21 protein-coding genes and 1 tRNA gene are annotated in these 26,073 nt (G+C 42.1%); 5 read left to right on the forward strand and 17 right to left on the reverse strand.

The features are described from left to right. Nucleotides 1-7: 7 nt before the first annotated feature. From KJK34_RS08565 to KJK34_RS08580, 4 genes are all read left to right on the forward strand, one after another. Nucleotides 8-80, forward strand: a tRNA-Phe gene (locus tag KJK34_RS08565). Nucleotides 81-245: 165 nt separating this feature from the next. After that, nucleotides 246-2,270, forward strand: coding sequence for a thioredoxin domain-containing protein (locus tag KJK34_RS08570; RefSeq protein WP_223053447.1), 2,025 nt, complete (start codon nucleotides 246-248; stop codon nucleotides 2,268-2,270). Between the two features lie 2 nt (nucleotides 2,271-2,272). Next, nucleotides 2,273-3,115 (forward strand): mechanosensitive ion channel family protein, encoded by an 843-nt coding sequence (locus KJK34_RS08575; RefSeq protein ID WP_223053448.1) that lies wholly within the window; start codon nucleotides 2,273-2,275, stop codon nucleotides 3,113-3,115. Nucleotides 3,116-3,205: 90 nt separating this feature from the next. After that, nucleotides 3,206-3,895 carry a DOMON domain-containing protein gene (locus KJK34_RS08580; RefSeq protein WP_223053449.1) on the forward strand — a complete coding sequence of 230 codons (690 nt, stop codon included), beginning with the start codon at nucleotides 3,206-3,208 and terminating at the stop codon, nucleotides 3,893-3,895. Nucleotides 3,896-3,897: 2 nt separating this feature from the next. On the opposite strand, the gene tsaB is transcribed toward KJK34_RS08580, so the two are convergent. The 3 genes from tsaB to KJK34_RS08595 are packed head-to-tail and all read right to left on the reverse strand — an operon-like array spanning nucleotide 3,898 to nucleotide 7,231. Next, on the reverse strand, nucleotides 3,898-4,557 hold the full coding sequence (gene tsaB, locus KJK34_RS08585; RefSeq protein ID WP_223053450.1) for a tRNA (adenosine(37)-N6)-threonylcarbamoyltransferase complex dimerization subunit type 1 TsaB: 660 nt from the start codon (nucleotides 4,555-4,557) through the stop codon (nucleotides 3,898-3,900). Between the two features lie 5 nt (nucleotides 4,558-4,562). Then, the gene (locus tag KJK34_RS08590) at nucleotides 4,563-5,852 is read right to left on the reverse strand and encodes an efflux RND transporter periplasmic adaptor subunit (protein WP_223053451.1); all 1,290 of its coding nucleotides are present in this window, start codon (nucleotides 5,850-5,852) and stop codon (nucleotides 4,563-4,565) included. Between the two features lie 8 nt (nucleotides 5,853-5,860). Then, complete coding sequence (locus tag KJK34_RS08595; protein WP_223053452.1) at nucleotides 5,861-7,231, reverse strand: TolC family protein; 1,371 nt, start codon at nucleotides 7,229-7,231, stop codon at nucleotides 5,861-5,863. A gap of 138 nt (nucleotides 7,232-7,369) precedes the next feature. Between KJK34_RS08595 and KJK34_RS08600 the strand changes: the two genes are divergently transcribed. Then, nucleotides 7,370-8,764, forward strand: a complete 1,395-nt coding sequence (locus KJK34_RS08600) for a DUF4403 family protein (protein ID WP_223053453.1) — start codon at nucleotides 7,370-7,372, stop codon at nucleotides 8,762-8,764. A gap of 2 nt (nucleotides 8,765-8,766) precedes the next feature. On the opposite strand, the gene KJK34_RS08605 is transcribed toward KJK34_RS08600, so the two are convergent. From KJK34_RS08605 to KJK34_RS08670, 14 genes are all read right to left on the reverse strand, one after another. Next, entirely contained in the window at nucleotides 8,767-9,000 is a 234-nt protein-coding gene (locus KJK34_RS08605; RefSeq protein WP_223053454.1) for a hypothetical protein, read from the reverse strand. 30 nt (nucleotides 9,001-9,030) lie between these two features. Further along, nucleotides 9,031-9,615 (reverse strand): DUF420 domain-containing protein, encoded by a 585-nt coding sequence (locus KJK34_RS08610; protein ID WP_223053593.1) that lies wholly within the window; start codon nucleotides 9,613-9,615, stop codon nucleotides 9,031-9,033. An 11-nt stretch (nucleotides 9,616-9,626) separates the two neighbouring features. Then, entirely contained in the window at nucleotides 9,627-10,253 is a 627-nt protein-coding gene (locus KJK34_RS08615; protein ID WP_223053455.1) for an SCO family protein, read from the reverse strand. A 6-nt stretch (nucleotides 10,254-10,259) separates the two neighbouring features. Beyond that, complete coding sequence (locus KJK34_RS08620) at nucleotides 10,260-10,910, reverse strand: GNAT family protein (protein ID WP_223053456.1); 651 nt, start codon at nucleotides 10,908-10,910, stop codon at nucleotides 10,260-10,262. 75 nt (nucleotides 10,911-10,985) lie between these two features. Beyond that, the gene (locus tag KJK34_RS08625; RefSeq protein ID WP_223053457.1) at nucleotides 10,986-11,336 is read right to left on the reverse strand and encodes a cytochrome C oxidase subunit IV family protein; all 351 of its coding nucleotides are present in this window, start codon (nucleotides 11,334-11,336) and stop codon (nucleotides 10,986-10,988) included. 31 nt (nucleotides 11,337-11,367) lie between these two features. Further along, a complete protein-coding gene (locus tag KJK34_RS08630; RefSeq protein ID WP_223053458.1) occupies nucleotides 11,368-12,345 on the reverse strand; it encodes a cytochrome c oxidase subunit 3 in 978 nt (325 codons plus the stop codon). Between the two features lie 45 nt (nucleotides 12,346-12,390). Then, nucleotides 12,391-12,975, reverse strand: coding sequence for a cytochrome c oxidase subunit 3 (locus KJK34_RS08635; protein ID WP_223053459.1), 585 nt, complete (start codon nucleotides 12,973-12,975; stop codon nucleotides 12,391-12,393). A gap of 3 nt (nucleotides 12,976-12,978) precedes the next feature. Continuing rightward, on the reverse strand, nucleotides 12,979-13,881 hold the full coding sequence (gene cyoE / locus KJK34_RS08640; protein WP_223053594.1) for a heme o synthase: 903 nt from the start codon (nucleotides 13,879-13,881) through the stop codon (nucleotides 12,979-12,981). A 247-nt stretch (nucleotides 13,882-14,128) separates the two neighbouring features. After that, a complete protein-coding gene (gene deoC / locus KJK34_RS08645; RefSeq protein WP_223053460.1) occupies nucleotides 14,129-14,872 on the reverse strand; it encodes a deoxyribose-phosphate aldolase in 744 nt (247 codons plus the stop codon). A gap of 46 nt (nucleotides 14,873-14,918) precedes the next feature. Beyond that, nucleotides 14,919-15,293 carry a VanZ family protein gene (locus tag KJK34_RS08650; RefSeq protein WP_223053461.1) on the reverse strand — a complete coding sequence of 125 codons (375 nt, stop codon included), beginning with the start codon at nucleotides 15,291-15,293 and terminating at the stop codon, nucleotides 14,919-14,921. After that, complete coding sequence (gcvH, locus tag KJK34_RS08655; RefSeq protein ID WP_223053462.1) at nucleotides 15,286-15,666, reverse strand: glycine cleavage system protein GcvH; 381 nt, start codon at nucleotides 15,664-15,666, stop codon at nucleotides 15,286-15,288. Before gcvH ends, KJK34_RS08650 begins: the two co-directional genes overlap by 8 nt. A gap of 60 nt (nucleotides 15,667-15,726) precedes the next feature. Continuing rightward, entirely contained in the window at nucleotides 15,727-23,046 is a 7,320-nt protein-coding gene (gene sov, locus KJK34_RS08660; protein ID WP_223053595.1) for a T9SS outer membrane translocon Sov/SprA, read from the reverse strand. Between the two features lie 83 nt (nucleotides 23,047-23,129). Continuing rightward, on the reverse strand, nucleotides 23,130-23,711 hold the full coding sequence (gene ruvA / locus KJK34_RS08665) for a Holliday junction branch migration protein RuvA (protein WP_223053463.1): 582 nt from the start codon (nucleotides 23,709-23,711) through the stop codon (nucleotides 23,130-23,132). A gap of 53 nt (nucleotides 23,712-23,764) precedes the next feature. Continuing rightward, nucleotides 23,765-26,059: an NADP-dependent malic enzyme gene (locus KJK34_RS08670; protein WP_223053464.1), complete on the reverse strand. Its 2,295-nt coding sequence runs from the start codon at nucleotides 26,057-26,059 to the stop codon at nucleotides 23,765-23,767. Nucleotides 26,060-26,073: the final 14 nt, after the last annotated feature.

Below are 26,073 nucleotides of genomic sequence, written 5' to 3' on the forward strand. Positions count from 1 at the left end.
TAACAACGGTACCTTAGCTCAGTTGGTAGAGCAATGGACTGAAAATCCATGTGTCCCTGGTTCGATTCCTGGAGGTACCACAAAGCCCGCTAACAGCGGGCTTTTTTATTTTACTAATATATCAAAATATGATATATTATAATTTACTTCACTTTTGCTTATACATTAGTGCCCTGTTAAGTTGTGGTATTTCTATTGCTCCCACAGGTGTTTTGCCTAACTTTACGTTATAAAATATACGCCTGATGAACGAACTTTCTACAGAAACCAGCCCATACCTGTTACAACACGCCAACAACCCTATACACTGGAAAGCATGGAATGAAGCTACGCTTGAAAAAGCAAAGACGGAGAACAAGCTTATTGTTTTAAGTGTTGGCTATTCGGCCTGCCACTGGTGCCATGTGATGGAGCATGAAAGCTTTGAGGACGATGAAGTAGCAGAAGTAATGAACAGTAATTTTATTTCGATTAAGGTTGACCGCGAAGAGCGGCCCGATGTAGATGCTGTTTATATGAAAGCGGTTCAGTTAATGACCGGGCAGGGCGGATGGCCCATGAATGTGGTACTGCTGCCAGACGGCAGGCCCGTTTGGGGCGGGACGTACTTCCGAAAGGAAAACTGGATCTCTGCATTAGAGCAACTACAGGAGCTTTTTAAAAGTGAGCCTGAAAAAGTAGTAGAGTACGCCGAAAAGCTTCATGCAGGTGTGCAGGCTATGATACCTGTAGGCAACACTGAAGAAGGCCCTATACCCCACCCTGACAACATGAAGGCGATTATAGAAAAATGGGCGCGCAGTTTTGACGATGAGTATGGTGGTTATGCACGTGCCCCAAAATTTATGCTGCCTGATAATTACCTTTTCTTGCAGCGCTACGGCTATCAGGAAAACAGGCCCGATATTTTAGCCATTACCGACCTTACCCTCACCCGGATGGCATGGGGCGGGCTTTTTGATACTGTTGGCGGGGGCTTTTCGCGCTATTCTGTAGATATGCGCTGGCACGTGCCGCATTTTGAGAAAATGCTGTATGACAACGGGCAGTTAATGAGCCTTTATGCCGAAGGCTATAAACGCACAAAAAACCAGCTTTACAAAGAAGTCATAGAAAAAACACTGGCTTTTGTAAAGCGTGAGCTGACACACGAATCCGGGGCTTTTTACAGTGCGCTGGATGCTGACAGCCTTACTGCCGCAAATCATTTAGAGGAGGGAGCATTTTATGTTTGGGAAAAGCAGGAACTGAAAGATTTACTCGGTAGTGACTTTGAATTATTTGCCACTGTATTCAATATTAATGAAACAGGATATTGGGAAGACGGCAAGTTTGTGCTTATACAAACGCTTCCGCTAAATGAGCTGGCGCAGAATGCAGGCATTACTGAAGAAGCATTAAGGCACAAAAAACACGAATGGGAAAAACTGCTGTTTGCAGAGCGTGAAAAACGGCAACGCCCACGGCTTGATGACAAAGTACTTACATCATGGAATGCGCTTATGCTAAAAGGCTACACAGACTGCTATATGGCATTGGGCAAGGAGGAATATCTTAATGCCGCCCTTAAAAATGCTGTTTTCATCACAGAAGTGATGTGGAGCCCTGAAGGTAACCTGTGGCGGACTTTCAAAAACGGAACGGCGAAAATAGAAGGATTCCTTGAAGATTATGCGCTTACAGCACAGGCGCTAATCAGGCTGTATGAAGCCACCCTAGATGAAAAATGGCTAACGTATGCACGCCAGCTTACCGATTATTGCCTTGAAAATTTTTATGATGAGGGGCAGCAATTTTTTGCATATAATTCGCTTAAAGGGGAAAAACTGATTGCCCCGCATTTTGAAACTGAAGACAATGTAATACCTGCCTCCAATTCGGTTATGGCAAATGTACTCTACACGCTGAGCCTGCTGTATGACAATAGCCACTATGAGAAAATTGCACTGCAAATGCTGTATCATATACTGCCATCGCTGGATTACCCTTCGGCTTTTTCTAACTGGCTAAACCTGTGGCTTAGCCTTTCGGAAGACAACAGGGAGCTCGCCGTATGTGGGGATAAGGCAGAAAATGCAATAAAAGAGCTTAATAAAGAATATCTGCCCCACGTAATAAAAGCAGGCTGCATGGCAGAAACCGATATCCCATTTGTTAAAAACCGCTTTGTTAAAGATACTTTAATGTTTTATGTTTGTAAGAATAAGGCTTGTAATTTGCCGGTTTCTACTATAGAAGAAGCTTTGAATGATGTTAAACCCAAATATTAAAAATGAACGATTTTAATGATGCATTAGAAAGGCTCAGTGAAAGCCTTGTCGATTTTTTCCCGAATTTATTAAAGGCACTTGTCATACTTATAATAGGCATATTTGCCATTAAGTTTTTCAGGTGGTTCATGAAGCGTATCATGACACGCCGGCAGGATATGGATCCTACCCTGATAAAATTCATGATGGACCTGCTTACATGGGTGTTGAGGATTTTCCTTTTTATAATGGTAGTAAACGCGTTGGGTGTAGAGACTTCTGCATTTGTTGCCGTTATTGGTGCGGCAGGTTTGGCAATAGGCCTTTCGTTACAGGGCTCACTATCTAATTTTGCAGGCGGCATACTTATAATTTTGTTTAAACCTTTCAGGGTTGGCGATTTTATAGAAGTACAGGGCGAAGGCGGTACCGTTACTGAAATACAAATTTTATATACCCGTATGCTTACACCAAATAATCAGGTGGTATATATACCTAATGGTGCTCTTTCTAACGGAAATATTAAAAACTACTCTAAAGAGCCGATACGTAAAGCAGAACTGATTATTGGCGTAGCCTATAATAGCGACATCAAGCATGTAAAAAGTGTACTGGCCCGTATCATAGAAATGGACAAAACCATACTGGCAGATCCTGCTCCCGTTATACGTATTAAAGATTTGGCTGACAGCTCGGTTAACTTCCAGATGTTTGTATGGGCTACAAATGCAGATTTCTGGCAGATGTTATCTGACTTTAAGGAGAACACAAAAATTGAGTTTGACAAAGAAGGTATTGAAATTCCCTTTCCCCAGCGCGATATTAATGTAAGGGCTTTACCTGATAAAGACAATACTGTACTTTAATAGGTGGCATGTTATTTGTTAAATATTATATGAATAACATTACAGAAAAATTAAATTTCTATTTTTGAGCCACTATTAAAAACTATAATAATGAAAATTTTAAAAGTATTTACACTTACAGCACTATGCACAGCCGCACTTTCGCAGGCACAGGAATTTAAATCTCAGACTTACGTAAGCGAGTCAGGCCGCTTAGGATATACGCTAAGCAAGAAAGCACCAAGCGAGCCTGCAACCGGTACGCAATATTTTATAGAGAACTTTAATGCTGCAAGGGTTGATGATACAAAAGAACTTATCCTTGCCCGCTATAATGCCTATAGTGATGAAATGGAGCTTAAGGTTGACGATAACAATATAATGGTGTTAGACCCTAAAGAAAACACCATTGTAAGGTTAACCAACAATATGGCGATGTATAAATTTACAAAGTACACCAATGAAGATGGTGTGGCAAGCCAGAATTATCTTGTTGTTGTTAGCGAGACCCCTAATGTAACAATATATAAAAGGGAGCGTATAGAACTACAGCCGGAGCAGCATCCTACAGGCGGGTACCAAAGGTATAAAGCAGCAAACTATAAAAAGCTTGATCCTGAGTACTATATACAGTTTAACGGAGGCCCTGTAGTTTATATGTCAGACAAGAAAAAAGATGTTTACTCTTTAGTACCGGGTAAAGAAAAAGAAATTAAGGAGTATGTTAAAGAAAACAGGATAGACCCTTCTAAAGATAACGACCTTAAAAAACTTGGAGCTTACCTTAGCACAATTATATAAGGCTATTTGTTTACAATAAAGTCTTTTAAATAATAAGGTTCAAAATAAGCGACATCAACAGTGTCGCTTATTTTATATTTATTATAAGACAACGGGCTCATTTGTGAAGCCGATGGGTATATGCTGTCACTATGGTAAATAAACTTTTCCGGATTAAGTACCTCACGGCATTTTTCGGCGCCGTCACCGCATAAATGAACGGGGCCATTAAGTTCTGTAAAAGAATCGGCCGTAATAATTTCTGCCTTTGTCTCTCTTAGCTTGATAAATTCAGGAGTAAAAACAGCATTATATACTTCCATACGCCTTGCGTCAATCATGGGTATAATAACTCCTTCTTTTGCATCAATCTGCCTTGCAAGAAGCTCCAGCGTATCAATAGCAATAAGCGGGACATTCAGTGCATAGCACAAACCTTTTGCAGCAGATACTCCTATCCTCAGCCCTGTGTAGCTGCCCGGCCCCATACTTACGGCAACAGCATCAAGATCTGCAAATGTTTTTCCTGCATCGGCAAGTACTTCTTCAATAAAAACATGAAGTTTTTCGGCGTGCGCATATCCTTCGCCTGCAAATTCTTTTAAAGACAGGGTTACACCATCTTCTGCAACAGATACCGAGCAGTTTTTTGTTGCCGTTTCAAGATTAAGTATAAGAGGCATAGTCGTTACTGGTTATTACCTTTTACACGCACCTTGTCGTTAGAATTAAGCTCTTTGGTTACTGTAGTATAAGGTCCTGTTATAACTACATCACCGTTTTTAAGCCCTTTTTTAACCTCAATATTTGTATCGTCCTGAATACCTGTAGTAATAGGCCTTAAAATCGCTTTGTCGCCCTGCTTTACATACACGCATTCATATTTTTTATCGGTGCTCTCCCCTTTCATTTCGTTTTCTTTCTCTTCTAGTTCTGCTACCACATCTTTTTTAACACCTGTTGTGTCAGATTTTACAACTACAGCACTGATTGGCACTGCCAGTATATCTTCTTTTCTTTCTGTAATAATATCAACCGTTGCAGTCATACCAGGCCTGAAAGGCGAATAATTGGCAGGCTTACCCTCTGTCATATCAGCATAAGAATCTTTAAGTATCCTTACCTTAACTTTAAAATTGGTAACCTGGTCGGCTGTTAAATCACTGCTTGCAGAATTGGATATACTGGTTACTTCACCTTTAAACTTCCTTCTCAGGTAAGCATCAACTTCAATCTCTGCAGGGTCTCCAATCTGTATTTTTACAATGTCATTTTCATTTACATCCACTTCAACCTCCATATTATTAAGGTTGGCAACACGCATAATTTCGGTACCTGCCATTTGTTGCGTGCCTACAACGCGCTCGCCCAGTTCGGCATCCAGTTTAGAAATGGTTCCGTCAACCGGAGAATATATAGTTGTCCTGTTCAGGTTATCGCGTGCTTCAGTAACGTTAGCACCGGCACTCTGCACATTAAAGTAGGCCGATTGCTTGTTGGCCTGTGCAACCTCATAGGCCGAAACTATTTTATCCCATTCAGATTTTGATATTACACCCTTGTCAAAAAGCCTTTTGTTACGGTCATAATTTGCTTTTGCTTCTTTAAGTTGTGCTTCTGCCTGGCTTAAGCCTGCTTTGGCTGTTGATAGTGATGCGGTGCTGCGGCTTACACCCGATTCATAAAGGTCAGGATTAATACGCACGAGCAGGTCACCTTTCTTTATCGCCTGCCCTTCCTTGATAGGGAGTCCAATTATCTCTCCCGATACCTCAGATGATATTTTAACCTCTACTTCTGGTTGTACCTTGCCGGTAGCCGTAACGGTTTCTACTATGGTTATAGGCTTAACCGTGGCTACCTCTACTTCTTTGCCTTCATCTCGGCTGCCAAATGCGCCTGATTTACTTAATACTATAAGCACTACAATTAAAAGTACCGAAAAACCTAAAATGTAATATAATGTTCTCTTAGACATAGCTTTTGTTATTGTTGTTCAAGAATTGGTATCCCAAAATAAAACTCAAGGATTTTTACCCTGAAAATAAAATCATATTTGGCACGCAGCACATCGCTTTGCGCATTTACCGAAAGCGTCTGTGCCTGGTTAAAATCAAAAACATTGATAAGCCCCACGTCATAACGCTCGCGGGCATAATCTAACGACTGGCGACGGGCATCTGAGGCTGCAACGGCAGCATCATAGGCTTTTAATGCGCCAATAGCATCGGTATAAGCAGTATAAATATTACGCTCAAGGTCAAGCTCCTGCTGCTCCAGCGCCAGTTTAGAACGCTCAACCGCAACCTTTGCACGCTCAACGCTATTTCTTACCGCAAACCCATTTAATATTGGTATAGATAACTGAAAGCCGAATGAGTGCCCTTTGTTATCCCAAACCTGGTTCCAGAATGGCGGAGGCGACTGCGAAATTATCTGTCCGTCTTCACCAAATGAGGTATAATCATCATAAGTAACCCTTGTATCAAGGCTGTAAAAACCCTGTAAAGTGGGCTGGTAAGCTGACTTCGCAATTTTCACATCCTGCTCGGCTACCTCAAGGTTGGCGCGTGCCAGTTTAATTACTGTCTGCTCATCTTTTGCTTTGTTATAGATGGTTTCAGGAGTCTGCACCAGCACTTCGCTGTCTTCTTTACTAAACTCCTCATCAGCTATATCAAAATTCTGAAAGTCTTCTATCTGTAATAACTGTGCAAGACTAAGGCGCGAAAGCAACAGTTGGTTCTCTGCATCAATAATACGCTGCCTGTCGGCGGCAACGGTTGCCTCAATATCAAGCAGGTCGCCCCTTGGTATTACCCCGCCTTCTAAAAGTTCTTTAGAACGCTCCAGTTGTTGCAAGTCCACCTCAAGCTGCTCATTCTGCACCTTCAGGTTTTCACGGTTAAATAATATCTGCAAATAAGCATTGGCAACGTTAAGCGCCACGTCTTCCTGCATTTTGGTGATATTATATTTACCTGCAATAATGGCAAGCCTTGCGCGCTGGTTGGTGCGCTGGTTTTGCAGGCCTTTAAAAATATCTACGTTTGTGCTGAGCCCTCCTGTAGTAAACTGGGTTGTCTGTTGTTGAAGGATGCCCGAAAAGTTACGGATAAGACCTATGTTCCAGGAATGCCCGGCAGAAAAATTGGCATTCGGCAGAAAGTTGCCCAATGCATCTTTCTTATCAATCTGGTTCAGTTTAAGGTCGAGTTCGGCCTGGCGTACCGAAATGTTGTTTTTTAAAGCATATTCTACACACTCCCTTAGCGTCCATTTTTTTTGCTGTGCGTGCATATAGCCCGTCAGTAAAAAAAACATGAGTATGTATATTGCCGTTGGTTTGCTTCTCATATAGCTGAAAAGGATTTTTTACAAAGGTATTTAAATTATCTAAAGTTGACTGTTTAATGTATAATGATTAGACAATTTAGACTGTTTTTTGTTACAGATTATATACTACATTTACACCGTTTTTTAACTATACGTTATATGAAGCTAAAACTTTTTGCCGTTGCTGCGCTTGCATCGGCTTTACTGGTATCCTGCTCTTCTGCAAAAAAGATAGAGGCATTAAAACCGGAACCCGGAAATGATAAACCCGTTGCCGTAGAAACTACCACCTCTTTTATTAACCTGCCCGTAACCATTGCCATAGCCGATGTGGAAACACAGGTTAACAAACTGCTGAACGGCCTTGTTTATGAAGACAAAAAGATAGAAGATGATAATATAGCCATGAAGGTCTGGAAGACAGCACCTATAAAATTCAGTGAGCAAAACGGTAAGCTGCAAACCGTTGTACCCATAAAAATTACGGCTAATGTGCGCTATGGCACAAGCGCACTGGGCATGAACCTTTATGATACACGTGAGGTTAACATGAACGGCGTTATCACCTTTAACAGCAAAATAGGCCTTTCTAACTGGAAGATTACAACGGCTACTACCATAGAGTCTTTAGAGTGGAAAGAAAGCCCGAGCGTTACCATAGGCAGCAAGCAGGTTAGTATAACCTATCTTATAAACCCTGCCGTTAAGCTGTTTAAAAAACAGATTGAAGATGAGCTTGATAAGGCCATGTCTAAATCTATGGATTTTAAGCCGCAGGTACTGGACGCACTACAACAGGTAAGCACGCCGATTCTTGCCAACGAGCAGTATGAAACCTGGTTTATGGTAACACCAAACGAACTGTATGTTACCGATGCCGTGCTTTCCAAAAAACAAATAACCATGGATATGGGCATGAAATGCAGCATGCAGACGTGGGTGGGCGAAAAACCGGCTAATAATTTTAAAAAGGAAAATGTTGTTTTAAAGGCTGTCAGCAAAATGCCGGATAAAATCACGGCTACTGTGGCAGCGGTATCTACTTATGAAAGTGCCAGCAAACTAATAACCAAGAATTTTCAGGGACAGGAGTTTGGCTCAGGCAAGCGCAAGGTAACGGTACAAAATGTAAACCTGTGGAGCAAAGACAGTAAAATGATTATTGCGCTTGACCTTACAGGGAGCATTAACGGTACTATTTACCTTTCGGGTTATCCAAGCTATAATGCAGCTACAAAAGAAATTTATTTTGACCAGCTTGATTATGTATTAGATACCAAAAGCGCACTGCTTAAAACAGCTAACTGGCTTGCAGAGGGAATGATATTAAGAAAAATACAGGAAAGCTGCCGCTACTCTATAAAAGAAAACCTTGAAGAAGGCAAAAAGAACCTTACACCGTACCTTAACAACTACTCACCAATGGCAGGTGTGTATATTAACGGCAGTGTAAACGACTTTGAGTTTGACAAGATAGAACTAACTGATAAAGCAATAATCGCTTTTATAAAAGGCTCAGGCAAAATGAACCTGAAGATAGACGGGATGAAATAATTTCACCCCTCTGCTTCGGGTAGTTCGTTTTTCTTTTTGCGCAGCCTGTAAACCGCATACCCTGCAAGGGCGACAAGCAGGTATGGGAAAATCATCAGGTACACTATACCATCATTTACGGCTTCAGGCTTAATACCGCTGTCGCTGCTTTCTAAAGCGGCACGGCACATGGCACACTGCGCGTTTGCAGAAAGTGCCATAAATAAAACTGCGAGTGTATAAACTACATTTTTCATCTTCATCATTATAAACTGTAACTCCTGCGGTTAGTTAGCGTAATAAGGCGATATCATAAGATATACAATAACCCCTGTAACGGCAACATACAACCACATAGGATACGTTATTCGCGCCAGTTTTTTGTGCCTTTCAAAGCTGTTTGTAATAGCCCTTACATAGGTTATCAGTACAAAAGGAATTATTACAACCGAAAGGGCTATATGCGTAAGCAGAATAAACAGGTACACATAGCGCATGCCGCCAATAGCAGCCTCTTCTGCTGCAGAGAGCATCATGTCATGGTTAGTATCGCCAAACTTCGTAGAATCGGCTGTCATGTGGTAAGCTACATACATACCAAGAAAGAGAACCGAAAGGCTTATGGCAAACTTCATAAGGTTTTCGTGCAGCTTTTGCTTTCCCCTCCTCACAGCCATAACTGCAACTACAAGCACTACGGCAGTAAGCGCATTAATACCTGCATAAATGGGCGGAAGGAATGTCAGCGGTTCAACATCATACCCAAGGTCTTTCAGCTTAACGCCGAAGAGCAGCGCCACTACTACCGGTATGGCTACCGATAACAGCACTATCCATTTATTATATTTTTTTTCAGCCTCGTTGCTGTTCATTATATTTTCCATTATTCTTCCAATAACTTTTTAATATCCTCTTTTATGTCCTGAACTCCTTTATCGTCAAGCCCGTCATAATACATTATTGGGTTGCCGAATTTATCTTTACGGCTCCGGATGTTACCTTCTTTATCTACTAAGGCAAAAAAGCCTGAATGCTCAAACCCGCCGGCTACTTTTTTGTTTTCGCCTGCATACAGGTTAAAACCGTTTCGTGCCAGGTTAAGTATGTATTCCTGATCACCCGTTAAAAAATGCCAGTTATAGTGTTTAACGCCTAAATGTTCCGCATGCTCTTTTAGTACCTGTGGTGTATCGTACTGCGGGTTTATGGTTACAGATGCAATGCCGAATTCAGGGTTGCCATAAAACTCCTGTTGCAGCTTCAGCATGTTCTGGTTCATTTTAGGGCATATAGTCGGGCAGGTAGAAAAAAAGAACTCCACTACGTAAACCTTGCCCAGGTAATCTTCATCTGTTATGGTTTTCCCGTTCTGGTTAGTCAGCTCAAAAGACGGCACGGGGCCAATGGTAACAAGGTCTGACTTTTGGAATTTAGCGACTATTTTGGGTACAGCCCAAATACCAAAAATCAGCACTATAAACGAAATACCAATATATGATTTGTTTTTCATCAGGATTTAAATCTTCCTTTTGTTATTTTTCTTTAAGGCGAGGCGATATTCTGCCAGGATGATCTTTACATCATCGCTCATTTCGTTATGCAGCTCTGCGGCAGATATAGTATTATACCCCTCTTTATACTCCTCTTCTCCCTTTTTGTTCATGCCCTTGCGTCCGCGCAGGTTAAGGTCTTTATCTATAATATAAACATTTGGTGTACCTGCTTTATCATCAAGCCCGCCAACGAGGTTTAAAGAGGCGTGAAAGGCTTTTATTTCTTCTTTAGGGGCAAACACAAAATGCCAGCCCGAAACGTTTGTAAGCCTGCTCAGTTCTGAAAGCAGCTCTTTTGCCTGCCCTTCTGTACCCAGCGGGGCAACCATTACCATCTGGAAGTCTTTAAACTCCCTGTTCTTGTTGTATATCTTCTGGTTAAGGTTAAAGGCATTGCCTTTGTTGTATAATATATCTTCTCCCGGAAAGCCTAAAATGGTAATTTTATCTTTAAGCTTTATATCTTCTCCCGAGAGTGATTGCCATACCGGAAGCTCTTTAATATCGGGTGTAACTACGGGCAGCTTGGCAAAAGTATTAACCCCCGAAGCAAAGAAAAGATAGGCTACAATAGGCAGTGCAAACAAAACAGAAAGCACTATTGTCTTTTTCATTATGAGGTTCTTTAAATGTATTGCAAAATTAAAAAAAGGCGGTTATTAAACCGCCTTTTTTATAATTAATGTGTTTTAGAAAATCCATTTATAATGAGACCCATGAAACACGTCATAAACATAATTACCTTCCATAAGTAAGATGAACACTAAGTAGATAATTAAGAAAACCAAGGGTGCCACAATGGTCCACCTAAAGTTAGCTTTTTCGCCTTCAAGGTGCATAAATGCCCACATAATGTAGTAAGCTTTTACAACCGTCAGGATGATGAATATCCAGTTAAGGAGATTAAGTTTTAAAAGGTCGGTTTTAAAAAGGAAGTCAGGCTTAACAATACCAAGGGCAACCTCTACTATTGTTATAATTGACAGTAACCCGAAAACCGTCCATATTCTTTTTACGTTAGACTCGTGCGAATGTGCCATGTCTTATAATTTTTTAAACTTAGTAATCTGATTATACAAGGTAGAAGAAGGTAAACACGAATACCCACACAAGGTCTACAAAGTGCCAGTATAAACCAACCTTTTCAACCATTTCGTAGCTTCTCCTTTTCTCATAAGTACCTAAAAGTACATTGAAGAATATTATGATGTTAATTACAACACCTGAGAATACGTGGAAACCGTGGAAACCTGTAATAAAGAAGAAGAAATCAGCAAACAGTTTGTGTCCATATTCATTCCTTATAAGGTCTGCACCTCTTACTACTATTTGTGCATCCTGCAACCTTGCAAGCGATTCTTCGCGTGAAAGTACAGTCTTCTTTTTGTCTTTAATCCATTCTGTCCTGATAAGTATGTCAGGGTTAGCTTTAAAGCCCGCTATTACTTCTTCTACAGAGTGTTCTCCAAGGCTGTTAGATTCTTCAAACCAAACACCGTTACTCCTTGTTTTCTGCACCCTTGTTGAAGGTATGTTTGCAGCAAATGCATCTATACTAACACGCTTTCCGTCAGTATCAACAAACTGAAGTATCGCACCACCCTTAGTTTCTACAGCACCATATTCACCTTTAATGAAGTTTTTCCACTCCCATGCCTGAGAGCCAAGGAATATTAAACCACCCACAATGGTAAGCAGCATGTATATCGCTACTTTGGTTTTTTTCATCTGGTGGCCTGCATCAACGGCAAGCACCATAGTAACTGATGAAAAGATAAGTATAAAGGTCATCAAAGCCACATAGTACATAGGTGCATCAACACCATGTAAAAACGGGAAGTGAGTAAACACCTCGTCGGCTATTGGCCATGTTTCGATAAACTTAAATCTTGAAAAACCGTAAGAAGCAAGAAAACCGGAGAATGTAAGGGCATCAGACACGATGAAGAACCACATCATCATCTTGCCGTAGCTCGCTCCCATTGGCTCGTTTCCGCCGCCCCAGGTTTTGCCTGTAGTAGTAGCTGTTGTAGTAACTGTCGCTGCCATATAGTGTTAAGTGTTAAAAAGTTTTCAAATTTACATTTTTTTTCATTAATAGAAATAGAAAAATAAAAACAAGTAAACCCACAAAATATCGAGAAAATGCCAGAACATTGCACCTAACTCTATTCCAAGGGTTTGAGAAGGATTGTATTTTTGTTTAAAATGATTATAAATTACAACCAATAGCACCACCAGCCCCGCGAAAAGGTGGGCTAAATGCACTATGGTAACTATGTACAGAAATGAAGTAGTAACTGTACTTGCCGCGCCTGTAAAATAAAAACCTGCATCTATTACCTGAGAAAACCCGTAAAACTGTAGCGCAACAAAGGCAACACCCAAAACAAGTGTAGCCATAAGCAACGCTGACGTTAAACCCCTGTTGCCTTTTTTAATGGCATTTTTAGCAAGGTGAAACGTTATACTGCTTGCTATGATTACTGCGGTACTAAATGCAAATGCATTTGGCAGCTTAAAATCGTTAAGCCAGTCGGGGCGCGATGTACTCACCACATAGGCGCTGGTAAGCCCCGCAAACATCATGAACATGCTTATCATACCGAACCAAAGCAGCATCTTGTATGATTTTGCTTTGCGCTCATTATGTTCCTTAAGTGACATTTTCAGTTCCATATCTTAAAAAATAAATTTATCCAAAACATAAATTACCTGTAGCAGCGATATGTAAGACACACTTACTATCATCAGCTTCCGGGCTGCCTTCGCATCCATATCGCGGTACAGCTTTACAGCACTGGCAAGCATCCATAAACCAAGCAACAGCACTACAACCGCCGAAATAAGGTTGATATGCAGCTCCCCTGTAAAACCTGTTGCCGGGAGTAACGATGCTATAATTAGCCATACGGTATACAAAATAACCTGCAGGGCTGTTTTTTTATCCTTCCTGCTGGTTGGCAGCATAAAAAATCCTGCTTTTTCATAATCTTCATACAGGAACCAGCCAATAGCCCAAAAGTGGGGGAATTGCCAAAAGAACTGTACAAGAAATAAGGTTCCTGCCTCTATACCAAAATTATTGGTTGCGGCAACCCAGCCCAGCATAAAAGGTATAGCACCCGGAAATGCCCCCACAAAAACAGAAAGAGGCGTCATCCGCTTTAGCGGAGTATAAACACTTGTATATAAAAATATTGAAATAGCCCCAAACATGGCTGTTTTAGGGTTAATGCTGTACAAAATAGCTATACCGGCAACCGTTAGTGCAGCGCCAAGGGCAAATGCATTACGAACCGAGATTTTACCTGAAGGCAAAGGGCGGTTCTTGGTGCGGTTCATAAGCGCATCAAGATCTTTTTCTATTATCTGGTTGAAAACGTTTGAGGCGCCCACCATGCAGTAGCCCCCTATTGTAAGTAAAAAAAGTGTCAGCCAGCTAAATGGATGTTCTGCCGAGAAGCCGAGAAGATAACCGGCAACAGAAGAAAAAACTACGCTAAGGGCAAGCCTGGCCTTGGTAATTGCAGTAAAATCGGCTATTAAAGATTTTATAGAGACCTGGTTTTCTGTAGCGTTCAATGTAACTTTCATGGTTTTAAAAACTTGTGCAAAGATACTCCAAAAATTATTTTTCTTCAACAGGAATGCCCGTTAAAATAGAAAATGAAAAAATAATTTATTTTTTTGCTCCTGCTACGCAACCCATCTGTATAATCTGCATCTAATAATTGCAGTAAAGGTGAAAGCCTAACCTGTATGAAAAAGAAAATTTGGGATTAATTGCTATGAGAACAAAGCCTTTCTGTTATTAGAAAGGCTTTGTTTATTAATATCCGCCCTGTGCAGTATCGCCTTCGGCTATAGCTTTCGCGGATGATGTACCGATGCGCTTTACACCGAGCTGTATCATTTGCTGTGCTTCTTCAAAAGTACGCACGCCCCCGGCAGCCTTTACCGGCAAAGGGAAACAATTTTCCAGCATCAGCTTAATTGTGTGCAGGGTTGCACCGTTTGGCACACCTTCTTCGGTTTTATAAAAACCCGTTGATGACTTCACAAAAACCTTATTATAGTCTTTTTCCTCGAAATTAGAAATCACCACATTCTTAACCAGTGCGCTGATCTTTATTATCTCCATATCAGTAAGCGCAGCAACCTCTATAATCCACTTTGCTGTTTTGCCCTGTTGTAAAGCAAAACGCGTGCAGGCCAACACCTCTTCTTTTACTATTGCAGCATCTCCTGCTTTAAAAGCTGTATAATTCACAACAAAATCAAGTTCATCAGCGCCGTCTTCAACAGCCTGCTGTGCTTCGGCAAGCTTATTTTCGAGGCTGCAAAGTCCATCAGGGAAATCTATAACAGTACCTACCAATACCACTGCGCCTGCATTTACAACCATTTCTTTTGCGGCTTTTACTACTTCGGGGCGTATCATAACAAGCTTATAGTCTTCTTGTATTGCCTCAGCAACCGTTGCTTTTGCTACTTCTAAATTTTCTTGTTCAGACAGCCCCGCCACGGCGGCAGTTTTTAGGTAAGTTGAATCAAGGTACTGTTTTATATCCATAACTCTATAAATAATTATCCCCCCGTTATTGCGGAGGGATATGATATTAATTTTTACTTTTTTGCAGTAGCCAAAGCAACAATACTGCTGCCGCGCTACCCATAGTGTTGAATGCTATATCAAGAATATCGGCGTTTCTGCCATTTGTAAAAAGCAATTGCGATAACTCCACCAGCGAGCCATATATGAAAGCTGCAGTGAGTGCAATATACCTAAGCTTTACAAGATTTGTTTTTTTGCGGCTGTAAAAATAAGCATACCACAAAATGGTGAACACAAAATAAAAAACAAAATGCCCTATTTTATCTTTATACGGCAGCTCCCACGCATTAACAGGTCCCAGCTTTTCCATGCTTACAAGACACAGCACGGTTAAAAAAATGGTCCAGGCAATGGCAGCGCCAAGATAAATGTTACGCACCAATAAGTTCTTTATACTGTTCGCTGCTAAGCAGCTCGTCAGCCTCGGCAGGATTGTTTATTTTAACTTTTACCATCCATCCTTCTCCGTAAGGGTCAGAGTTTACTTTTTCAGGTGTGCTTTCAAGCTCGTCATTAAACGCTACTATTTCGCCGCTAAGTGGCAGGAACAGGTCAGATACTGTTTTAACAGCCTCAACGGTACCAAACACTTCATCTTTAGATAGTGACTGGTCAAGCGTTTCCACCTCTACATATACTATATCGCCAAGTTCTTTCTGGGCAAAATCGGTAATGCCAACGGTAGCTGTTTCGCCTTCAATCTTAACCCATTCGTGGTCTTTAGTGTACTTTAAATCTGCAGGTATATTCATTGTTGTTTGTTTTTAGCAAATGTATGTTTTAATGCAATATATTTAAAATGATTTTAATCATTAATTACCAAAATTATACCTAAGCGTAAAGCCTGTCCTTATGTTGGTAAGCGGATATGACGTAGAGATAACAGCCTGAGAGAACGAATGGTCGTAGTAGAAAATAGCAGTAAGGTTTTTACTGAACGAATAATCTGCCGTAAACCTTACCGACCATATATTCTGCCCGCCGCCAAGCTGGTTGTTATCATAATCGAGGTAACGCACTATGGTTTCATTCTTCCTTAACGTAAAATCGGCTTTCAGGTTAATGTCGCTCTTAATAGTATTGGTAGGGTTATCTGCCAGTTTAGAGTTTATAACCACATCTTTAATGCGGTAGCCAAGGCCCAGCGTATATTCGTTACCCTTAACCTCTGTAAGCAGGTTATTGTCAAAACTCATGTTAAGCGTCCTGTCCTTCCTTATCTCCGCAAGTACCTTTATAGAGTTTTTCATTTCAAAATCTAACCTTATCAATGGGTTAAACTGCTCTGAAAGGCTGATGTTAGAGATAATCATCCTGTTGAACAAATTACCGCCATTGTCTACCTGAGACTGCATAAGCGTACCATCCGGCTGCAACTGATTAGAATTATATTCAAGGTTAGAAGTATAGGCATTAACATTATAAATAGCAGTATAACCATGCTGAACAGAGAACCTCCTGAACCTGTCTTTAAAGAATTTGTAACGCATAAGCCCGGTGTACTTAACAATCCAGTTAGGCAATGGTACACTCCTGAATGCGCTTGTAGATACCTTAGATGCATCCTGCCCTGTGTAAGCGGCCATAAATGACGGAAGTAGCACCCTTTGACTGTTTTTACCAAAACCGACAGGATATCCTGCATTTGCTTCTGCAAAATCACCTGTCGGGGTTCCCGGTTGCCCGTCTCCGTAACGGTTGAAGTCAGTAGTACCATAAAACTGCTCGGCAAGCCTGTTGGCAATTGTCAGCCTGTTTTCCCTCATCTGGTCAAACGCTTCAGAACCGTTTACATCACTACGGCTGAAAGCCGTTTTTATCATTATGGTAGAAATCTGGAAATTACCAAAATTGTATGGAGAGCGTGAATTATAATCAAAAATGCCGTCACCATCCTGGTCGGTAAGGTCATACTGTTCAGAGAAATTATCCTGCTTTATCTTTTTGGCTGAAAGGTCTATCCTGAAATCAGGGAATAAATCTACTGCCGAAGTAAGGTTAAGTGTTTCTGAGGTAACCTGTGTAAAGTTTTGGTTAAACTCGCTATATGTAGTAAGGTAGCCGTTTTGTGCTGCCTCCTGCCTAACATCTAAATCCTGGCTACCCAGAACAAAACCTACCGTAGGCCTTGTAGAACCCAGGAAGCCAATGCTTGGCAGGTAACCCGGTAAAAAGATACCGCCATTTTTAACATAGTTTACCTGAACATCTTTAACGCTGGTAACTACACCTATAAGCCCGTTAACAAACGTGTTGCCGCTTTGCTGCGGTTGTGGCTTAGCCGCAATTTTTTCTCCCGGCTTTGGCGCTGCCTGTGGCGCTGCATTACGTGCAGCCGGTTTTTTAGGGACAAGCCCTATATACTTATAGAACGAATCAAGATTGAACGATGCAGTTAATTTATGCTGGCTGTTGTTCTGAACTGTATTACCCAAATCGTAAACAGTAAGCTGCCCTGTATCTTCATTTCTCTGTTCTATGCTTGACAAAGCCTCTGATGAACGCTGCCAGTTGTAAGTACCTGTATAAGTGTAAGTAGATTTAACAAAACTGAATACCGGCAACTTGTACAGTGGCAAATCATAATTAAATACGAATGTCTGGGTGTGGGTGTTAGCCTCGCCTACATTCCAGAAGTCGTGCCATACATCATAACTTTGCACAGGCCTGTTATCTTCATCAAGATAATTGCGCACAATATTGCTGGTAGTAACATTATAGTTAAACCTCAGCGATTTGGTTATATTATAATTAAAGCCGTAGTTGTAGTTAAAGAAATAATTCCTCCTGTAAAGCGGGTCTATCGGAATTCCTTCTACCTCAATATTCCTGTATTGCTGCCTGTTATACTGCCTTAAAATATTAGAGCTGAAGGAAATATTATTAGGCAGGTAATTAAAATTGAAATCGCTCAGCAGTTTCCAGTACTGGCTCTTCTTCATAAACTCTACATTCTTTAGTGGCTCAACAGGCTTACTCTGGAATGCATAAGTATAATCTGCCCCTACCCTTACCTGCTGGTCAAGAAGGTTTTCAATTTCATAGTCGTGGTGGTTAACCTGGTTGTAAGAATAGGACAGCGTAACGTTTTCTACGTCATATATGTGTGGCTTTTGCTCCGGTGCCCTTTCTTTTTTAACACCAATAAAGTTGATGCTTTTACGCTTGGTATAGTCTATAGCCCTGTTTCTAAGATTTTCCCTTTCTGCTTCAGAATCAGCCTCGTCTATCATCTGCTCCAACCTTACATCCTGCTGGAACGGGTCATACTCAGGTGTTATTATTTCTTCGCCAACACCATAGTTAAACGGCACGTTAATACCCCACTTTTTCGGCAACAGCATACCTAAATTAACATTGGTTACTATATCATATTGCTGCACGTCTTCCCTGCTCCTTTCGTTAGGGCTTTGCTCTACAGAACCAAAGCCTATGGTGCTCATGCGCCCCGTAGCCGAAACAGTAGCAAAATCGGCAAGGTTGGTATCCATACTGGCTACGGCTGCCATACCTCCTTTATTATCCATGTCACTAAGGCGGAACTCGTTAAACCATACTTCTCCCCTCAGGTTTTTGGCACCCGGTTCACCAAGTTCATAGCCGTTCCTTACCCCCAGCATAAGCGTGCGGACATAACCAAAGTTAGGGTTACCCTTAATACCGATACGCATCCTGTTATCAGGGTCGGCACCCGAGATGAGATCGTTCAGCTCTGCATATATAACACCCAGTTCGTTAGGTGTAGGTGCAGTACCGTTAAGTGCCGCTATTTTAAGTTTGGTAAGCGCATCCAGCGCAACCTGAATTTCATTTTCTTCCGGCCATATTGCCTCTGCCGTCCTTTCAGTCTGGCCGGTAACATTAAGCCTTATCTCTACCTCATAAAAGTTTTCGGTAAAGTCATTACCAAACCTCAGGAAGGCTTTCATTTCACCGTCCAGAAGCGGGTTGGTATCAGTTGGCAGTGCCTCGGCATGTAAAAACATACGCAGCTTTTTATACTGGCGCATATCCACATTCACATTTTTAAATACTGCACGCGCATCGCCGGGCTCAAGTCCGCCGTTAACGTCGCCGTCACCGGCATATACCCTTAATGAAAGCGATTGCTCATTTTGGTTTATAACTGCGTTATTGTTATAAAGCTGTTCCCTTTGCACACCCGGTGGCGACACATACGGTATAGGCGAGCGGTCTCCGTTTTCCTGAATGTTAAGCGCAACCACATCAAAGCCTGTATTGTCCTGGTTGTTCTGCTCTGTGTTTTCATTCGGGTCAAGTGTGTTGGCATACCTTCTCCATTCACCACGTACTAGATCAAGAGCACCAAAACGAAGCGTTATCTCTCTCCTGAATCCGGTAACGAACATCCTCATAAAACGAATGGCACGGATACTGTTTATACCGCCAACAGATTCGCGGTCAGGATTTTCTATAGGAATTTTATAAAGAAGCCACCTACCCTGCGCCTGGTCACCGTTTGCCAGGTTAACCTGTGTAAAAGGCCTTTCGTCAACAAGATAGTTCTGCCCTATTACAGCATTAGGCCCAATCGGCACCCTGTATCTGTAATAAGCGTCTATAGTGTTCATCGTGTTATCCCTATTCACATCTTCTGTGTCAGGAAGAGTAGTATTACCGCGGTTTGCGTCACCCACATCTACAGGAGAGTTACCATCTGTACCGTTATAATTTTTATACCTTGATATTACATCTCCCTGTGCATTAAGATAGAACTGGTAGTTATCAGCAGAAGGGTCATTAGTGTCAAATCCGGGAAACTTAGCTGCCTCCTCTGCATCGGTAAGGCCATCAAAGCCCACATCCTGAACGTTACGGTTTGCGGTACTTGTATCAAAAGCATAAATAAGTGATTGTGATACCGGCACATCTCCCCAAACGCTGTTAAAGACAGGCTGGTTTCCGTTAGCTTCCGGCAGGCCATTTTCATACTGCTTCCTGTTATCCTTAAGTATATCTTCCGATATTTCACCAAGGTTAATTTCAAGAGTACCCGTATTGTCAAAATCGGCTGCGCCGGGGTTACCGTCATATGGGTCGAGCATCCAGAACTGGATGTACTCAACGTTTGTCTGCTCAAAGTTGGTTGAGTTAATGGCACGCATTATACCCGCCCAGTTGGTTTCGGCTTCAGCCTCTGTAAAAGTATTGCCGCCCTGCACTAAAGGGTTAAAGTTGTATGGTCCCCTTTCCTGCGGGAAATAGGTAAGGTCGAGTGTATTTACAACACTCACCTGCCCTGGCACTACATCTGTTACCGGATAAAGCTCATCATAGTAGATTCTCCTTGTCCTGTTAGAAGAAAGATCTACCGGACTAACGGGGCGCTGGTTACTGTAAAATATTGGGTCTATACTGTACCATGCCAGTTTTGCCCTTTTAAATCCGTACGAAAGGTCATTTGTTGGCGGGTTATTATCAGGGAACATTGTTACAGGTGCGCTTGATAATGTCCAGCCTTGTGCAGAGCGCATGTCTATAGTAGTCTGAGAACCTTCAAAGTCATCTACATAAGTGGTAGCCTCTCCATTAAACTGGTCTGCTTTAGATGCTCCCGGTTTAAGATAGGCAATCTCGCCCCTGAAAGAGAAGTTAGAAGGCACATCGGTATCTATATTCGGCAGCTTATTAACAAGCCTTGTAAAGAATGGTACCTCTGTATTATAAATAGTATTAAGCCCAAAAATGGTATTGTTAACAGATTCCTGGCCGTAATTGGTCTTTGTAGTGAATGGCCTTTCGGACATATTAAGCATGGTAGCACCAACTAAAAACTTATCGCTGAATTTATGCTCGATATTAAAGCCTGCAAATCGCCTTGTCTGCTGCCCGAAAACGGCATTGTTCTCTACAGAAACTTCTATTGGCGTGTTAGAAGCAAGTAAAGACGGGTCTTGTATGTACACGCGCCCTATTTGGTAGTTAACTGTATAATCTACACCCTCTACCAACACGCGCCCACCGGCAGTAACCACTACCGAACCCTGCGGAACGTTGAATGCACCTAAAGGAATGCCATCGCCACCACTTGACTTGAAACGCCCCCTTAACTGGAACTTATTCTTTTCACTGTCCTGCAATGCATCAGCCTGTGTAGATTTATAAAGGCTCCTGTAAACATACCTGAACTGGTTGGCGTTAAACCCTGACTCATCCTCATCATCGTTATAATCTTCAACAGAACCGTCGGTTGTATCTAAAAGGTCATATAAATATTCACCAAAAGGCTCTACTGTTGTAAATATGATACGCCCGTACTGTGCATCTACAGTAAGCCTTGGCACATAGTCGAAGAATCCGTCTCCACCTTCCTGCGGGTCGTTGGTATAATTTAGCCTGTCAAGGTTAAAAACACGCAGTAGTGGCGTGTCAACCGCTTCTTCGGGCAGTGGCGCTGCAGGGTGCTGCGGAGTTCCCGGAGCAGCCGTAATGTAGTTTAGCGGTGAAGGATCTGTATATAGTATATTAAACCTGAAATCTTCCTGCTCTAATTGATAGGCGTTGGGTATCTGGTAGATGTTTTTCATCATCAGGTCCCAAACCGGCTCCTCTACATTAACAAGGTTACTTTTAAGCATCTTCAAAATAAGGCTTTGTGTTGACACAGTACCCGCATCCTGGTTTTGCTCATTAGGGTTGGTAACCACAGTGGCATCTACACCGTCAGTACCAAATTCACCCACCTGGTACACCTGGTCGCCTATGGTGTACTGGTAAGCAACTGCAAGCACCTCATCATTTTGCAGCCTTTGGTTTAATGATATATAACCTAACTGCTCATGGTAGGTAAACTCGCTCGTAGTTAGTTTTCGTGCATTTTCAAGTTTAGAATAGTCACGGCCCTCATCAGCATCAAGCCCATTTGTAAAACTCGCATCACTTACTGTTACTATTTCCCTAACAGATGAAGCAAGCCACCCGGTAGTACCTATTTGTGCAGGGTCAAGTTTGTTATTGCTGTTATCAGGCGGTGAGTTAAACTGTACTGTACCCTCCTGATTGGTAAAAAAGCCTGCAGGAGCAGAACCTCCGCTCGCAAAACCTACTGCCTCATCTGTAATGTCCTGCACATCATTGCTAACAATGCTCAGCTTTGTTAGCGGTGCTTCACCTAAATCCTGTAAAGCTATAATGTTACGCGTGTTATTTTCCTGTGCATTGATGCGGTTTTGCCTGTTGGTTACCCAAACTTCTATACGGGTAATTTGCACACGGGTATCTATGTAAGGATAATTGCGCAGGGCATTATCATAGCGGTTCCTGAAATACTGCGACAGGAAAAAGTGCCTGTCATTATCATATTCAAGTGCAAAAAGCTCAAAGTCCTGTATGGTACCGCCACCCTCGGCAGTTACTGTACGGGTTTGCGATTTTTGTTCTGAAAATATACCTGTAAAGGTGGTTTTACCAAATTGTAATTGTGCCTTAACACCGAAAAGGCTTTGTGCACCCCTTACCAATGAATTGGAAAGCGGGAAACTCACGTTACCCACTTCTATTTTCTGAATAATATCGTCTTCGGTGGGAGTATACTCCAGCTTGATAAGGTTCTGGAAGGCAAATGTAGATTCGGTATCATAGTTGGCGGTAACGTTTAGCCTTGTACCCACCTTACCCTGAAGGCTCATACTGATACGTTGGTCGAAATCAAACGTAAAAGTACGGCGGTTTCGCGGGGAAAGCTGCGGGTTATCCTGTTTGGTGAAACGCACTCCCAAATCAAGTTCTACCGAACCCTGGGGCTTAATATCTATAGTGTTACTACCGAATATTGTTTCAAAAAACCTTGAGTTTACATAGTAGCGCGGCAAAAGGTTACGCTGTTCTTCTTCTGTACCCTTGCCATCCATTGCCCTCGATTTTTCCTGGTAATACTCGCGCATCGATTCGCGAAGCACCAGTTCTTCATACTGCTCGGGGGTTAATATTACCGGATAAGTTATGTTAAACCCTGCAAAGTCTTCGGTATAAATATAGCGGTTGGTAACAGGGTCGTAAGTATAAGCCTCAATAATACTCTTGGGGTTAGGCACCTCTACCTTACCTGTATTATATCCTTTTATGGTATCACGAGCAGCCTCTTCCTCTTCTTCATCTACCTGGGCCTGCATTGCAAGTCCAAAAAGCAAAAAAACTGCGGAAAGCGTATATTTTAGTTTAATAAAAAAATCGTTAGAGTAATCTGTTTTCAAGATTATAAATGTTTTAATGCTTGTTTTATAATAGTTTCAACAGTGGACTGCGGGTTCTCCTTAACAATTTTTTCTACGGCTTTTTCTGCCATTTTTTTGTTAAAGCCCAATACCTCCAAGGCAGATAACGCTTCATCTTTATTTGTATTGTAACCTGAAACAGAAACTTCTTCTAAATCGTATAGTTTTAACACTTTATCCTTTAAGTCGAGTATAACACGCTGTGCTGTTTTAGCGCCTATTCCTTTTATAGACTGTATGGTGGCTACGTCTCCCGAACCGATAGATTGTATTACCTGTTTCGGCTCTAAAGATGAGAGCATGGTGCGGGCTGTTCCTGCCCCTACACCCGACACTGATATGAGTAATTTAAATAACTCCCTTTCGGCTTTTTCCATGAAGCCGAATAACGTATGGGCATCCTCTTTTATCTGCAAATAGGTGTACAGCCTGATGCTCTCTGAATCGGGAAGTAAAGAAAAAGTGTGCAGCGATATATTAACCTGATAGCCTACCCCGTTGCAGTCTATCACCACTTCTGTTGGTGTTTTTTCTACCAGCCTACCCTGTAGATGTGCTATCATATCTGATTTTTAAACAATTCCCAAAAATAGTAAAATTCTTTAATCCTGAACCGTTATCTTGTTTTTGCTATTTTAAGGCGTTTTTCTTTCTCCTGCGCATCTACCACAGCCACGGCAGCCATGTTAACCATCTCTTCCACACTGGCGCCAAGCTGGAAAATATGCACCGGCTTATCCATACCCAGCATTATAGGACCAATAGACACCACTTTGTTAAGTTCCTTTAGTAATTTATACGTGATGTTAGCCGACTCCAGGTTAGGGAAAATCAGCGTATTTACTTTCTTACCTGCAAGCTTGGAGAAAGGAAATTTATCCTTAAGCATGTCGGGATTCAGGGCAAAATCGGCTTGCACCTCACCATCTACAATAAGCTCCGGGTAATTTTTATGCAGGAATGCAACAGCCTCCCTCACTTTATTCGCGCTCCTGTCGGAAGACGAGCCAAAGTTAGAGAAAGACACCATGGCAACAACAGGTTCCATACCAAACATACGCACTGTCCTTGCCGTCATTAAAGCAATTTTAGCAAGGTCATCAGCAGACGGGTCCGGGTTTATAGCGGTATCAGAAAGGAAAATCGGCCCCCTCTTTGTCATCATCATGTTCGTGGTGGCAATGCGGGTAACGCCGGGCGCTTTCCCTATAAGCTGCATTATTGGCTTCACTACGGCAGGATAACTGCGGGAATAGCCTGTTACCATAGCATCGGCTTCACCCTCGTTAACCATCATTGCAGCAAAATAGTTGCGCTCGCGCATCCATTTCTGGGCATCTAACTGGGTTAATCCCCTGCGCTGCCTTGCCTGCCAGTAGGCCTCGGCATACCTGCTGCGGCGTACTTTCTCTTCATCCGTTTTAGGGTCTATAATGGTAACTTCATCTGTAAAATCTATCTCCTGCATCAGTTCCTCTATAATTTCCCTGCTGCCCAAAAGTATCGGCTTGCCTATACCTTCTTCGTGTACTATCTGTGCGGCTTTCAGCACATCTAAATGGTCGGCTTCGGCAAAAACAATACGTTTAGGGTCGGTCTTGGCACGGTTGGTAAGCAGGCGCACCATCTTGTTATCATTACCTAAACGCTCCAGCAGTTCCTCTGTATATTTATCCCAGTCATTAATCGGGTGCATGGCTACACCGCTATCCATTGCAGCTTTTGCCACTGCCGGCGCTACAACTGCTATTAGCCTCGGGTCAAAAGGTTTCGGTATAATATAATCGCGGCCAAAGTTAAGCTTGGTTTCGCCATAAGCTATATTAACCTGCTCCGGTACGGGAGCTTTTGCCAGTTCGGCAAGCGCCCTTACAGCCGCCATTTTCATTTCTTCGTTAATTACCGTAGCCCGTACATCAAGCGCACCACGGAAAATGTATGGAAAACCCAATACATTATTAACCTGGTTAGGATGGTCGCTACGGCCCGTTGCCATAATAATATCATCGCGGGTAGCTATGGCAAGGTTATAATCTATTTCCGGAACCGGGTTAGCCATAGCAAAAACTATGGGGTTCGGGTTCATGGCAAGCAGCATTTCGGGAGTAAGTATATTACCAACTGAAAGCCCGAGGAATACGTCGGCACCTTTTATCGCTTCGGCAAGTGATATAGCTTTTCCTTCTTTAGCGTACTTTTGTTGTATGGAGAGTAAGTCGGTTCGGCTTTTTACAAGCATACCGTCTTTATCAAACATGGTTATGTTTTCGGCCTTAACACCAAGCAGCAGGTAAAGGTTGGCACAAGCAAGCGCAGCAGACCCGGCACCGGAAACCACCACTTTTACATCTTCTATATTTTTTTCGGCAAGCTCTATGGCGTTCAGCAAAGCTGCCGACGATATTATTGCCGTACCGTGCTGGTCGTCGTGCATTACCGGGATATTAAGCTCTTCTACCAGCCTGCGCTCAATCTCAAAAGACTCAGGTGCTTTTATATCCTCAAGGTTAATACCTCCAAATGTGGGGGCTATATTTTTTACCGTTTCTATAAACTTATCTACATCCTTGGTATCTACTTCAATATCAAAAACATCTATATCGGCAAATATTTTAAACAGCAAGCCTTTACCCTCCATTACGGGTTTAGAGGCTTCGGGGCCAATATCGCCCAGGCCTAAAACAGCCGTTCCGTTAGATATTACGGCAACCAGGTTACCTTTGGCGGTATATTTATAAACGTTATTTACGTCTTTTGCAATTTCAAGGCAGGGCTCTGCAACACCCGGAGAATAGGCCAATGACAAATCTCTTTGCGTTGCATATTTTTTGGTTGGCACTACCTGTATTTTGCCGGGATGGGGCTTGGCATGATATAACAGGGCTTCGCGCCTTTTACTGTACTGATTCATTTTTCGGTTTTTTA

It is taken from the genome of Flavobacterium coralii (assembly GCF_019891545.1).
Lineage (GTDB): Bacteria > Bacteroidota > Bacteroidia > Flavobacteriales > Flavobacteriaceae > Flavobacterium > Flavobacterium coralii.